At 44.2% G+C, this 14,962-nt stretch carries 7 protein-coding genes; 6 read left to right on the top strand and 1 reads right to left on the bottom strand.

Translation table 11 applies throughout. The annotated features are described in order from the left end of the window. Positions 1 to 80: 80 nt before the first annotated feature. The 5 genes from PAT3040_RS01890 to PAT3040_RS01870 all read left to right on the top strand — a co-directional run bounded on the left by PAT3040_RS01890 (position 81) and on the right by PAT3040_RS01870 (position 11,898). Positions 81 to 6,758 (top strand): DUF4838 domain-containing protein, encoded by a 6,678-nt coding sequence (locus PAT3040_RS01890; RefSeq protein ID WP_181376400.1) that lies wholly within the window; start codon positions 81 to 83, stop codon positions 6,756 to 6,758. 183 nt (positions 6,759 to 6,941) lie between these two features. After that, positions 6,942 to 8,426 (top strand): extracellular solute-binding protein, encoded by a 1,485-nt coding sequence (locus PAT3040_RS01885; RefSeq protein WP_108991324.1) that lies wholly within the window; start codon positions 6,942 to 6,944, stop codon positions 8,424 to 8,426. 87 nt (positions 8,427 to 8,513) lie between these two features. Beyond that, the gene (locus tag PAT3040_RS01880) at positions 8,514 to 9,443 is read left to right on the top strand and encodes a carbohydrate ABC transporter permease (RefSeq protein ID WP_108991355.1); all 930 of its coding nucleotides are present in this window, start codon (positions 8,514 to 8,516) and stop codon (positions 9,441 to 9,443) included. Positions 9,444 to 9,455: 12 nt separating this feature from the next. Continuing rightward, positions 9,456 to 10,292: a carbohydrate ABC transporter permease gene (locus PAT3040_RS01875; RefSeq protein ID WP_108991323.1), complete on the top strand. Its 837-nt coding sequence runs from the start codon at positions 9,456 to 9,458 to the stop codon at positions 10,290 to 10,292. A gap of 472 nt (positions 10,293 to 10,764) precedes the next feature. After that, on the top strand, positions 10,765 to 11,898 hold the full coding sequence (locus tag PAT3040_RS01870; RefSeq protein ID WP_181376399.1) for an SGNH/GDSL hydrolase family protein: 1,134 nt from the start codon (positions 10,765 to 10,767) through the stop codon (positions 11,896 to 11,898). 18 nt (positions 11,899 to 11,916) lie between these two features. Here PAT3040_RS01870 and PAT3040_RS01865 read toward each other — a convergent pair whose 3' ends face one another. Beyond that, on the bottom strand, positions 11,917 to 12,858 hold the full coding sequence (locus PAT3040_RS01865) for a helix-turn-helix transcriptional regulator (protein ID WP_181376398.1): 942 nt from the start codon (positions 12,856 to 12,858) through the stop codon (positions 11,917 to 11,919). A gap of 190 nt (positions 12,859 to 13,048) precedes the next feature. On the opposite strand from PAT3040_RS01865, the gene PAT3040_RS01860 reads away from it, so the two are divergent. Beyond that, a complete protein-coding gene (locus PAT3040_RS01860; protein ID WP_181376397.1) occupies positions 13,049 to 14,944 on the top strand; it encodes an ADP-ribosylglycohydrolase family protein in 1,896 nt (631 codons plus the stop codon). Positions 14,945 to 14,962 lie beyond the last annotated feature (18 nt).

Below are 14,962 nucleotides of genomic sequence, written 5' to 3'. Positions count from 1 at the left end.
GCAAACGCTTTCAAACGAAAGGAAATTCATTTAAACCATTTTATGCGCTTAATCAATTTTAAATGGGGGGTACAGTTAACTTGAACAAAAAAGCAATGTCTATCATTTGTTGTTTAGCCATCTTATTAACGACCTTTCAAAACGTTTATGCAATGGCCCCACTCAATGACCCATCCCCATCCGTCACTTTTCCTGATTTCATTCAAGGACTGCCTAACGATGCATGGGTATTAATCGACAACAGTGAATTAGCCCTTCATGGAAATGCGATCAATGTTGCTGATGCAACTGCCACAGACGGTTCGGCTGCAAGGATTGGCCCCAATAACAATGAGTGGGCTATTCAGCTGAACAATGACATGTTACCCAAACAAGATATGTGGGATATCTATGTGCGTATGCGGATAGACAATAATCCGAGTGCCGCACCAACGCATGCGTTCGTATATGGACAGCATCCATCGGGGCAGATCGAATTTGGTTCTCTTGAAACCTTTGGAGATGAACAGTACCACTATCAGAAGCTGGCTTTTTCTTATGACCCAAGCGTGAGTAACCAACTTATTTATTTCACTACAGAGAATGCTTCCTCAGCGAACCTCTATGTTGACCATGTTTATGCGGTGAAGCAAATTCCCAAAACCCCTGAGGCTACTCCAAGCTTCCTTACAGGCTTAGATTCTACTGAATGGGTAAAAATGGATGAGAGTGAAATACAAGTATCAAGTCCAGCAAGCATTGCGCTTGATGCGAAAGCAGACGACGGACAAGTGGCTAAGCTAGGCGCCAATTTCGCCGACTGGGCCATTATGTTTAATAACGAGAACCTGCCCAAGACCGGGAGTTGGGAACTGCACATACGTTTGCGTGTTGATCCTAGTGCAACTATGACTCCAACCCACGCTTTTGTATATGGCCATCATCCAAGCGGAGAAGTTGGATTTGCTTCCCCAGCTGCCTATGCTGATGGTGAATATCATTATTTGAAGCTTCCGTGGATCTATGATTCCAGTGTTAGCGGACAAATGATTTACCTAAATACACTAAGCGCATCTACGGATTATCTCTATGTCGATCATGCTTATGCAGTTAAAATCAATACGGAAGAACCCGCTGATCTGCCTGACTTCTTGGACGGAGTGCCTGCCGAGAATTGGATCAAAGTCGATGAGACGCAAATGGAATTACACAATCCAGCTAAATTGGAAACCGACAGAAAAGCTGAAAATGGCATGGCAGCCGCATTGCCTGGCAACAGTCCGGTTTGGGCGATACAAGTGTCAAACAACGCTATTCCTGAAGAGGGAGAATGGAAAGTATACGCTCGTGTTCGAGTAGACATTGGAAATCAGGACCCTGCTTATGCTTTCAACTATGGGATTTATCCTCCATTAAGCTCCGGCAGAGTAGCGGATATCGAAACATATGCCGATGGTCAATACCATTATTTGGAGTTTGATTATAAGTATGGCTATCAAGCAGGAGTAAGCAATCAATTTATTTGGTTCTCTACGGATGGCATGAATATCGATAAGCTTTATGTGGATCACTTCTATCTTGTAAAGCATATCCCTGAGGTAAATCCGAATCTGCCTGAGTTTCTGGAAGGAGTACCAGTCAATCAGTGGATGATGCTTGAAGAAACCGAGTTCGATCTATATAATCCGGCAGTTATAGCGTCAGATAACAAGGCGGATAATGGTAAAGCCGCCAGGCTGCCTGGTAACTCGGATGATTGGGCTATTCAATTACCTAAGACAAAACTTCCTCAAGAGAAGTATTGGGAAGTATATGCCAGGGTAAGAATTGATGCAGGTTCAGTAGCGCCTGACGCTTCGGGCTTTGCATTCAATTACGGCTTCTATAACGTACCAAAGAACAGTAAATTAGCAGACTACGCTGATTATTCCGATGGCGAATATCACTACTTGAAATTCCCATGGATCATTGATTCGGAACAAGAAGATCAACGTTATTTATTTTTCTCAATGTTCAATTCACTGGGCGCTAATCTATATGTAGATAAAATTTATGCCGTAAGCTATACTCCAGAAACAAAAACGGACATACCGGATTTCGCTGTTTGGCTTTCGGCGGATGATTGGTTAACCATTGAAGAGAATCAATTTGAACTGCAATCGCCTGCGGTTATTCGTGATGACAAAAAAGCGATGAATTACAAAGCGGCGCAGCTTGCCGGCAATGTGAATACGCAAGCGATTCGAATTCCCAGCTCCGTTCTTCCTACCGCAGGGGAATGGAAAATCTACGCAGATGTCTATGTAGAGCAAGGTCAAGCGCAAAGCGGAGCACAAGCCTTCACCGCTGGTATGGAGGACGCAAATTCGCAATCCAGATCCTTCTACGTCCCAGAGCAAGCGGTCGGTAAATACCAAACGATTCAATTGCCATGGACATATGAGTATGATGCGAATGCCGCCAACCCATTTATATGGTTTTCAACGAACGGCGCTTCGATCAAGAAACTAAATATCGACCGAATTTACTTGGCCAAACATGTAGAACAAGCACCAACCGAAGTCCCGGCATTTGTTAGCCACCTGGATGCTAATGATTGGTTGAGCATTGAAGAGAGCGATTTCCATGTCTCTGCACCTGCTGCAATTGTGCAAGATGCGAAAGCTTGGAACCAGCATGCCGTACAAATCCCAGGTAAAACAGCAGCAAATGCAGTTACAATTGATCAAGCAGACTTGCCTTCCGCTGGCAAATGGAAATTGTATGCCAATGTTCGTGTAGAATCAGGACTTGCTTCTAACAGCAATGCGATGCAGGTTGGTTTGTCGCCGAACTCGGCCGAAGGAACTTCGATTAGCAAAGCTCCTCTAGCAAGTGGAGAGTATCGCTATCTGGAAATTCCCTGGATCTATGATGCTGCCGCACAAACCGACGCACAACTATTCTTCCATACAGCTAACACGCAAATCGACAAGCTATTTATCGATCGGGTTATCGCTGTAAAATACGAAGAACTAGAAACGGAAGCAGTAACGATTGTTGACGATCGTATAGCTAACGCTGTCATTGTGTACCCGGAGCAAGCAGAAACAAAAGTAATGGATGCAGCTTTTACGCTGCAGAACTATGTGAAACAATCCACGGGCGTTACTCTGCAAGTAATGTCGCGTGACTGGGCGTTAGCGTTGCAAAGCGACATTAATCGTATTTATGTAGGCTTTAATCCATACAAAGATTATACAGCTATGTTGAGCGGGCTTAAAAAAGATGCATTTATTATCGATGCCAGCGGCAACTCGATTACAATTATCGGCGCAGACAAGTGGAGTACAGAGTTTGGGGTATATCGTTTCCTTGAGAAATATGCAGGCGTGATTTGGTTAATGCCGGGGCCGGACGGAGAGGATGTACTTTCGTATGATACGATCTCTGTTCCAAGTGGTACGTTAACGGATGAACCTGATGCAATTGCCCGTCATTTCTTCGGTACCGAAGCCGAATGGGGATTACATGCCAACGCAGAGTGGGCTGTACGAAATCTGATGCACGATAGCTTGAATTTTCATCATAATATGACGGAGCTATTTAACCCGTCTGTGTTTGCCGACCATCCAGAATACTATACAGACGGAAAAGTTCCTACTCATGCTTTCGAGTGGCAGCCATGCTTTAGCGATCAAACATCAGAAGCGGCTATTGCGAGAATTGTTCAATTCTTTCAAAACAATCCGGATGAGATTTCTTATTCACTTGGTGTAAATGACAGTAAAAACTATTGTGCAGCAGACATTGCACGCTCCCCTAAGATTAACTCCATGGGTGCTGTCGATTTGTCAGATGTCTACTATGCATGGGTAAACGATATTGCAGAGGGTGTAACTACTTATAATAATGGCGAATTCTCTGACAAATATTTTGGCTTGCTTGCGTATTGGAATGTTTTAGAACCGCCTTCCTTCCAGCTGCATGAGAATGTAGTTCCGTATATCACGGTTGACCGCATGATCTGGGGGAATCCTGATGAAAAAATAGGCGGACACGCACTAACAGAGGCTTGGTCAGCAGTTGCGACTAATCTTGGTTTCTACGAGTACATTTATGGCTCTCAATATCATGTTCCGCGTATTTATATGGAAACTTTGTCCGACATGTACAAATACGCTGCAGAAAACAACGTAATCGGGCATGTTGGCGAGTTGTTCCCTAATTTCGGCGGTGAAGGCGCGAAACCATGGGCAATGGCGAAGATGCAATGGGATGCTGATCTCAATGTAGACGATTTAATGTATGAATGGTATGAGCGAGCAGTAGGGGAAGAAGCGGCTCCATATCTAGAGGATTACTACGCCATTTGGGAAAACTTCTGGACAAATCGCATTTTCGATACGGAGTGGTACCAAACCTGGGCAAACCGTGAAATTCGTGCAAACTGGCTCTCCTTTGACGACCTGCGCTATCTTCAAGATGTAACAGAAGAAGAGCTGACGCAAGCTCGTGCGCTTATGGAACAAGTAGTTGCACATGCTGGTGACGGCAAACAACAGGTTCGTGCTGACAAGATGATGCAATCCTTCGAATATTACGAGGCTTCTGCAAAATCTTTCCCAAGAACGTCTGCAGTTGAACCGGAAAATCTTGAGCAAGCTGAACAATACGTCGCCTTCATTAAAGACAGCTATGAATATGCTAAAACGCGAGTTGAATTGCGTAATGGATTTTTAGGCGATCCGATTCTAGAAATCTCCGATTATTTGAATCCTGCGCAATTTGATGGTGTTCAATCCAAAATGATTGAGGCATTGCTCTCCTATTTGGAGAAAAATCCTCAACATACTGCTGTTAAGGCCGAGTTGAACAGCTTCTTAATGCAAATTGGTTACAAAGAATATCTAGCAACTGCCGTAAAAACGACTGCTGACAAAGAGGATATTTTGAATACATTAGACTTCACGTCCGGTCCTTGGGCTGGCGTGCAGCCTATGTCGGATTTCCTGGTCATGAGTAAACGTACGGCAGCCCCTGCGGAAACAAAGGTGTATCTATTATGGGACGAAGAGTACCTGTACGTTGGTTATGATAATGTCGATCACAATATCAATTCGCCTGAAGTCAAAATCAGTAATTCCATTACAGCTGGCGGCTGGTGGACAAGCGGGGCAGATGATTCTGTAGAAACATTTGTTGCTAAAGACGCTTTCAGTCCCTATTATGCCTACATGACAAATCCGCTGGCAATTAACGTACTGTATTATAACGCAGGTGCAGGCCAAAGCTATCAACCGACGAAGCAAATTGATACGAATGCTGATTTATACGAAACAGGCTGGAAGGTTGTACAAGCTATTCCGTTTGAAAAGATTGGTGTAGATCCGAATGAAACGGACAGCTTGATCGGTCTATTTTTCCGGAATTACCACGGCAATTCGGTATATATCGGATGGGGGGGAAGTCAGCCTTGGCGCCCAGACACCTTCCATACGATCAAGCTTCAAAAACCAGGCGGCTCTGATCCTGGTTCAGGCACTAATCCAAATCCGGGCGCTGGAACCGTAAAAGAAGCAGATAAATTTATATCGATTGTGAAAAGTAATCGCGGAGATCAATCTGTCGTCACGTATGAGATTAACCAAAACCATGTTGCGAATGTACTTGCAGCAAATGGACAAGCTTCAAAAGTCACAATACCTGTCGGTGGAGACTCTGATGTAATAATCGCTCGGCTTAATGGCGAAATCATCAAGCTTCTACAAAACAGCCAAGCGACGCTAGAAGTTGTAGCCGATCGTGGCACGTATACGCTGCCTGCTCAACAAATCAATTTGGACGCACTTGCAGCACAATTCGGATCTAATGCAGTGCTAAAGGATATTTTCTTCCAGATCGAAATTGGCGCCGCATCCGCAGAAATGATTCGTATTGTTGAAGCTGCGGCCAAAAACGGACAGTTTGACATTATGGTTCCGCCGGTTAACTTTGTAATCACTGCTCATTATGGCGGTAAACAAATTGAAGTTTCAACCTTCACAGCTTTCGTGGAGCGACTAATTGCTATTCCAGACGGCATTGACCCAAGCGGCATTACAACGGCTATAGTTATTGATGCTGATGGAAGTACCCGTCATGTACCTACGCAAATCGTAAGTATGGATGGAAAATCTTACGCTAAAATCAACAGTTTAACCAACAGCACGTACGCTTTGATCAGCAAATCGGTAACGTATAAGGATACGATGAACCATTGGGCAGAAGAAGCTATTTTAGATATGAGCTCACGTACGATTATTAATGGAATCGGCAAGCAAATGTTTGCTCCTGATCGTGAGATTACCCGCGCCGAATTTGTTGCTCTTGTTGTTCGTGGCCTAGGAATCCCGCTTAAACAAGGGGAGTCCGAATTCTCTGACGTAGCATCCGACTCTTGGTACGCTGGAGTTATTCAAGCAGCTGTCTCCTATGGTTTGATTACTGGATACGAGGATGGTACTTTCCGTCCAAATGATCGCATCACGCGTGAACAAACGATGGCAGTCATTGCTAGAGCAATGCTCCTAACAGGGATGAGTGACGGTCTTGATTCCGCAGCTGACACAGATTTATTAGCAGCCTATCAAGATGCCGATTCTGTAGCTGCTTGGGCAAAGGCCAGCATAATCAAAACCGTCGAATCAGGTATTCTTACTGGCAGAAGCGGTAGCTTCCTTGCACCAAAAGCATTCATTACTAGAGCCGAGGTTGCTGCTGTCATTCAAAGATTACTAAAAAAATCGGATCTTATCTAGCTGTTTATTGATTTTAGCGCCTTTATTAAGGCAAAAGTTCCTTTTTGTCTATCACATTACATTTAAGCTATGTACGGAAAAATGCTTGAAATGCTAAGTTGATTATGCCAAATGAAAGCTGCAGCGTGGCAAAAGTTGTTCAAGTAGCTACACGAATCTAATTCTTTTTTGGAGGGGTCAACATTGAAGCGTAAACACAAAAGTTGGAAGCTGGCACTCATCTCTATTCTATCGATTGCAATGCTAGCCGCATGTTCGGGCAAGGGAGCAACACCAGGGAATGGCAGTACACCGTCAAGCTCGACTCCAGATACGACTGCAGCTCCTGGAAATTCGGAACCGGCTGTTTATGAAGAAAACGGTTTGCCTAAAGACGAGAAGGTGACGTTGAAGTTCGCCTATTGGGAAAGCGGTACGGGCCGGGAATGGATTGATTATGCCATTAGTACTTTTGAAGAAAAATTCCCTAACGTAAAAATCGATACAACCTATTCTCCGAAGATCGATACGATTATTTCAACTAAAATTTCAGCGAATAATGACGACGATATGTTTGATATCTTCTCTGCTTTTCTAGGGGAAAATTCGGCTGCAGTCGCAGCCGCGCTTGCCAAGGAAGGGAAAATAGTGCCGCAGGAGGATCTGTGGGAGCGCAAGCTGTATGATGGCGACGGCAAGACACTTGGCGAATTAACGAATGCACTAAATAAGTCGACGCCGACGCTACATGGTACACAATACGCTCTTCCATACAGTCAGAATGTAACGGGTTTATTTTATAACAAACTTTTATTTGAGGAAAAAGGCTGGAATCAAAGCCCGCAAACCTGGGCCGAGTTTACCGAATTGGTGGATACCATTCGTGCAGACAATATCATCCCAATTACGTATCCGGGCAAGTATCCAGGGTATTTGGAATTTTCTCTAGGTGTTAATCAGATGTATGCAACAGCTGATATTAATGGAAATCTAGATTCATTCAACAAAAATTACAAGAACTATCAAACGCCGTTTTATATGTCCGAAGAGAGTGTAAACGTTCATAACAAAATTTATGAATTAGGGAAAAAGAAAGCGTTCCCGGATGGTGTTGCGGCGCTAAGCCATACGCAATCACAGATGCAGCTGCTGCAGGGACAAGCGGCAACGGCTTCTACTGGCGAGTGGGTGCAAAATGAGATGAAGGATTCCATTCCGGAAGGATTTCAGTGGGGCTTTATGCTGATTCCGATGGGAGAGAAGGCGGAGGATGTGAAGTATTACAGCTCGCATCCAGGCGGCGGGCATTACATTTGGTCCGCAAAGCCCGAGTTGAACAAGAAATGGGCGAAGGAGTTTATTTTGTGGCTGTATAATCTGGACGTGCAGCTGCAAATTGCCGAAAAGGCGGGTACATTGCCTGTTCGCGCCGACTTTTTAAATGATGAATCAAAAGCCGACAAGCTGCAAGATGCTCCAAAGGCGGTACTGGAGTATTTGAAAAATAATAATGTGAAAGGGGCAAGTCCGGATTTGAGAGACGTGTCACTGACGCATCAAAATGCAGACAGAGCTATGAAATTAGTTAGAGAATCATTAAATGATATAGCATCCGGCAAGCAGGATCCGCTCCCGAAGCTGGAAGAAGCGGAAAAACTACTGCAGGTAGCGGTAGACGCTCAGCAGTAATTTAGTTCGAGGTTAAGGATGCGGGCGAGCCAAGGGCTTGGCCCGCATCCCACTCTCGAGAGAAAGGGGAAAGACATCTTGACTGAGATGCTGATCAAAGAGAGAAGGTTAGGTAACGGCTGGCGTAAAAAGGAAAAGGTACAAAAGCTGGTTTTTATTCTGATAGGCCTTATTCCGGCATTTGGCGGCTATGTATTGTTTACGCTATATCCTAATCTGTTATCGGTTTATTACTCTCTGCTGGATTGGAATGGCATTAATGCAAAACGTTTTGTCGGACTACAGAATTTCATTTATATGTTTCAGGATACGTATGTATGGAGGGCGCTTTGGCATAACCTCATTTACATGATTACGATCCCGCCACTCGTGATTCTTATTTCCCTTCTGTTGGCTTATTTATTAACAAGTAAAAACTATAAGGGCAATTCGATATTTAAAGTCATATTTTTCTTTCCTAACGTCTTGTCGACAGTAGCGATCTCTCTGTTATGGGCCTTTATTTACGATGGAACCTTTGGCCTGCTTAATGCGGGATTAAAAATAATAGGTGTAGATATTGGGAATTTTTATTGGCTGGGCGAAAAAAGCACGGCCATTTGGGCTACGATCCCTCCTTCGGTCTGGGGGATGGTCGGATTTTATTTTGTTATCTTTATGAATGCCATGACAACCATTCCCAAGTCGCTTTACGAGGCGGCTACGCTGGAAGGGGCTAATCATATGAACAAGCTGTTTCAGATAACCATTCCGTTAATCATGCCAATCATTCGAGTCGCTGCTTTGTTTTTAATGTTAGGCGTATTTAAAGGCTTTGAGAACATCATGATACTAACAAATGGCGGCCCTTCAGGTTCAACTGATGTTATTGGTCTGTACATGTTCAACATTGCTTTTGGCGGTGGATCACAAAGCTATGGGTATGCATCAGCGATTGGGATGTTACTATTTGTTGTTATGGTTGGCGCAAAACTGATTATTGATAAATTTACGGCAAATCGATCAGCGGAATTTTAGGAGGAAAGAGTAGTGAAAGAGAAACGCAATGCTGCGGATATCGTGTGGACATTATTTCTCTTGATTTGGACAGTTTCCATCTTGTTTCCGTTGATCTGGGTATTTTACGAATCACTCAAAACGAATCGGGAATTTTTTCAGGATGTCTGGAAGCTGCCTCAGGTCATGAACTGGATCAATTATGAAAAAGCATGGCAAGGATACGGTATTGGGCAAGCCATGATTAACACGGTGTATTATGTCGGCTTCAGCACGTTAATCGGTACTTTTCTTACAGCTATTAATGCCTATATATTAACCCGCTTGGAGTTTAAGGGAAGGAAGCTGCTATGGGCAGCCATCATGCTGTCTCTGTTTTTACCTGGGATTAACGCATTGGTTCCACAGTATATTCTCATGCGGGATTTGAATTTGACAAACAGCTTGACGGGGCTAATTGTTCTCGACAGCTTGGGCGAAAGCGCATTTTTTCTCATGATGTTGAGCGGGTTTATGCTATCTCTGCCAAAAGAGCTCGAGGAAAGCGGGTATATGGATGGAGCCTCCATATTTCAAGTGTTTTTTAGAATTATATTGCCTTTGTCGACAGCCGGCATTGTAACCGTTGCGATCTTTAAGATACTGGGGTTATATAATAATTTTCTTAGCCCATTTATATATTTGAGCGATCCTGTCAAGTACACAATAGGTGTGGCGATGTATCAAGCCAGCATAATGATGCAATATAAGGCGGATTGGGTTACCCTTTTTGCCGGATTAATGATTACACTGTTACCGCTTGTTTTTATGTATGTGTTGCTGCAGCGCTCCATTATGGAAGGAGCGACGTTAGGGGCAGTCAAAGGCTAATAAGCATGACTCAGGTGACTGGTAATAATAGCAAGACATTGTATAATGATAGACAGGTTTTCCAAGCCGCTTGGAGCCGTATGAATGTAGAAGGAGGGCTAATACATAGGGTATCTGCGTAGATGCGGAGGTTAATGTTTATGTTCATCATACAAATAAACACTCTGTTGTCGCGTTTGACCGCGAAGGCAACTTCAAGTATTCATTCGGTACTAATAAGGGATAACACAGCGACAGTCCAGGACTTTATCGTCCTTTGACTGTCGCTGTTCCGATTTATGGGGTCAGATATTGGATGACGATCTCTTGCCCATTGCCAACGATCTTCAAGACTTCTGCAGATATACTATAGACCTCTATGATTTTAAAGTGTGCAAATCTTAATCCAGATCATTTCTAATGGCAATAAAAGTTGCTATTATTAAGGCAATAAACATATTACATGATTCTAATTAATGAGGTGAAGCTTGCTTTGGATACAAATTCAAGAGTTCAATCAAATGATGTTCGGATACCGCAAAAAATATGTACGTTCAATGATGCATGGACGCAATGGCTGCAAGGAAGCAAGTTCCCGATTGCTTTTTTCGGAGATAGTACGGTCGACGGCGCGAATACGACGGGGTGGGTTGCCAATACGATTGGAATAGACGGCACTTCGCCTAACGCTTTTTCGAAGAAACTGGAGGAATTGCTTCGCCAAGCTACTAATAACGAAATATTGCGCATCTATAACTCGGGCTTCACCGGAACGAATGCGAGTTGGGCGATAACGGTCTTGGAGGAACAGTTTGGTGAATCTTCCGCCTATCATGATGCTCAAATGATTGGAATAGGCTTCGGAATCAACGACCGGCTTCTCTATCCGAACGAAAAAGCGTATAGGGACGGATTCAAAGGATGTATCGAACGAATGATTAACTGGTGCTATTCGAAGAACATCCAACCGTTTCTCCTGACGACCCAAGCGATACTCGAGCCGGGGGTAAAAACGGAATATGCGGAAGACTACCCGATGAGAACGAGCGAGCATATCGCGAGCATAGCCAATGAAGTGAAAAGAGAACTGGCGGAAACGTACGGACTTCAGCTCGTTGATATGAATGCATATACGGAAACGTTTCTCCTGTATTCTTCTATAAGCGCGCAGAAAATCATTTCAGACCATTTGCACTTTGGAGACATCGGCCATCGGTACGAGGCGGAAGTCCTTTTCACTTGCTTATCCCCTCGTACGATCATCGTGGACGGCTATACCAAAATCGATTATTCTAGTCAGAAAATCAAAGACAGCGTTCCTGACGACTGGTTGACAATACCTGAGATGCCGACGGACAGCTTCAAAGTTTTTGTGGACTACACGAAGACGGATTCGATGGACAGGATTATTATGTCCGCATGGGTGTTCGTAAACGCCAAGCGAAAGCTGACGTTGAAGGCATATAAAGGTAGTTCGCCGGATACCTATGTAAAAATTAACGGCAACATCCAACGTTTAGCTGGTGAAGAGTCGATTATCGATCAATTGGATCTAGGCTTATATAAATTGGAAGTATTCACGGGAGCGTCAACAAAAGTGGACTTTAAAGGCTTCATTCTTGAATAGATGAACAACAGCTCCTATCTAATAAAGATTAGGAGCTGTTGCTTTAGTTAAGGATGGATTACCAGCAGATAAGAGTGTTTGGAATTTATCACGATAGTGCGAAGGCGATAATCCTTCCAGCTTTTTGAACGTTTTGCTGAAATACAAAGGGTTCTCAAAGCTTAATTCAAAGGCAATATCTTGCACGGACTTCTCGGTTTCACGAAGCAAATACTTAGCCCTTTGTATTCGGAGTTGTTGCAGATACAGGTTAATCGTTATGCCCGAATATTTCTTGAATATGTTGCAGAGATATTCGTATTTTCGGTCTAGCATTCTCTCTATAGACGCAGCGGTGCATTCCAGCATATAGCTTTCGTTCAATATTTCCACGAGTCGTTGGTAAGTGATGATGGATGCGGGCAAGTTGATGTCGGACATGACTTTATCCAGTAAATCCTCCGCAGATATTTCGATTAATTTGGCCAAGCAGCGATTTAATCGATAATGGTAATAACCTTTCGGTTTGTTGAATTCGTTGATCATGATTTCGAACGTATGCAAGCATTCATAACGACGCGACGGAGTATAAAGACGAGGAATAATTAGTTTCCCTGCATGTTCATTCGTAGAGGTACGTAAAAAATTTGAACTCGTATGGCAAATCTTAAGCAGCGAGGTTAAATTATCTCCTGCATCTATTAATTCAAGTGACGGGTCGGATGAGAATTGAACCCAGAAGAAGCTGCCGCCCCCGGGTTTCCAGGCGAAATGCTCCTCCCAAGGCAACAAGAGTAAGCAGTCCCCGCCGTTCAAAGTATATTTCTCTTGTCCGACTTGAATGAATACAGGACTATCAGCAACCATGATCAGTTCATAGTGCGGATTTGCCCGCGGTATCAGAAAGTTTGGGTCTATGTTGTACAATCGCGACCACTTTACGTCTAGTCTGGACAGTCCGTTTATAGAAAAGTAGTCCATTCTGAAGCCTCCTTTACACATTCTTCGATAAGCAAACATTAATCCTAGCAATGTTGTTATTGAATAGGAAGCCATATAATGAAAACACTTACAATTATACAGATGAGTCACCTATTGAGTCAATCCATTCGACATGATGGTGATGGTGATGTTGAGTTGTATTCATTGAAGATAAGAGGAGGTGAGCGGATTGAAAAAAAGCGTATTAAACGAACAAGATTATTATCGCAAAGTATTCGGTGGGTGGCTCGGTAAAAACATTGGCGGTACTTTGGGTGGTCATGACGAGGGAAGAACAGAACTACTGAATTTGACCTTCTACCCCGAAATCCCGGATAAGCCTACAGCTAACGACGATCTTGATTTGCAGCTCGTCTGGCTACATGTACTGGAACAGTATGGCGCAAGAATCACTTCGAAGGAACTGGGACAGGAATGGGTCGAGCACGTCTTTTTCCCTTTTGACGAGTACGGTTATAGCCTCACGAACTTGCGCTATGGATTGCAAGCGCCGGTAAGCGGATGGTTCAACAATCCGTTTACCGATTGCATGGGATCGCCGATTCGTTCGGAAATTTGGGCTATGGTGGCGCCAGGAGCACCTGGAGTGGCAGCCTATTACGCTTATCAGGACGCGATTGTCGATCATGCTGGTGGCGAAGGCGTATACGGCGAAATGTTCTTTGCGGCGATCGAGAGCGCGGCTTTTCTCGAATCCGACCGGGATCGGCTCATTCAAATCGGCTTAGCCTTTATTCCTGAGCAATGCCGGATCGCGAATGCGGTTAAGGATATCCTAGATTGCAAGACAATGGGGAAATCGTGGATTGAAGCGCGGGAATTAATTGTAAGCAAGTATGGGAATTACAATTTTACGGATGCCCCCCAGAATGTAGCGTTTACGATCCTTGGCTGGATTTACGGCGATAATTTTGAGGATTGTATACTTAAAGCGGCCAATTGCGGCTACGATACGGACTGCACGGCCGCAACGCTCGGTGCGATTCTTGGAATCATTGGCGGAGCGGAAAGTATACCGGACCGATGGGTCAAACCGATCGGGCACAGTGTAGTCGTAAGTCCGCAAATCAAAGGATTTTCTGTCCCCGCCGATCTGGATGAGCTCACAAGACGCACGCTGCAAGTGAGCAATGAGGTCATCGCTATATGGAATATTCCAGTTATGATCGATAGTCAGTGCTCGACCTACGTTGAGGAGGACAACATTCGCGTCCCTGGTGCATGGATCGGGGATTATAATCCTCGTGGGCTGCTGGAGCAAAATGTGAGAGTCAACCGCTACCTGCTTCCTGAAGGAGCTGCTTTAAATCAAGGTTTGGAGGTGACGATAGATTATGGGCCTGAAGGACCTACCGTTGGAATGACGGAGCGGAAAAAACTGATTATTACGCTAAGCAACCAATCAGAGGAGCCATGGGAGGGGAAGCTTGCGTTAGAAGTTCCGTCCTCATGGAGTTCGGAAGAAGCCCCTAACTATCAGCTTCAACCTTATGAAAAACTGGTATGGGAAACGGTTGTTGAAACGGGAAGCGATAGGCAGCCATTCTATGAACTATCCTTCCATATCGAACGCTTTCACGACAACTCTTTATGGAACAGCCATACCGTTCGATTTATATTACTATCAGCGGGCCATTGGAGGCTATGGGGGCCAGACAGCACGGAACATACTGAAGTTGTCATTCCTGGAAATCAAATTTCTTTCTCCAAGTTACTGGGAACGGAAGAGCCGGGAACATATAAGGCTAAGACAATGTTGGTCAATCCACGTAAGCGCAATGTCAGGTTGATCATCGGTACTCCGTTTCCGGTAAAAGTTCACTTGAATGGAGAAATCGTATTAGAAGATCATGAAATGAGAGATTTCATTCCAGGCTATCATCGCAGCTATATGCACAGGCTATTCGAGATGGAACTTCCCCAGGGAGAGCATGTACTGGAAATTGAAGCCCAGAAGGGGAAAGACCCCTTGGAGCTGTTTGTGCTGCCAGTTGCATTCACCAAGACGAAGACCCCCGGAGGCAATTATTATTTTACAGATATCCTGTTTGGATCAGTCGAATAACTAATATTGATACAAAAC

This window comes from Paenibacillus agaridevorans (assembly GCF_003112455.1).
Taxonomy (GTDB): Bacteria; Bacillota; Bacilli; order Paenibacillales; family Paenibacillaceae; genus Pristimantibacillus; species Pristimantibacillus agaridevorans.
The sequence above is the reverse complement of the archived record's forward strand: the minus strand, read 5'-3'. Positions and strand labels throughout refer to the sequence as shown.

Coding starts and splice junctions, on each gene's coding strand:
- PAT3040_RS01880 (WP_108991355.1), top strand. CDS start 8,514: ATGCTGATCAAAGAGAGAAGGTTAGGTAACGGCTGGCGTAAAAAGGAA.
- PAT3040_RS01865 (WP_181376398.1), bottom strand. CDS start 12,858: ATGGACTACTTTTCTATAAACGGACTGTCCAGACTAGACGTAAAGTGG.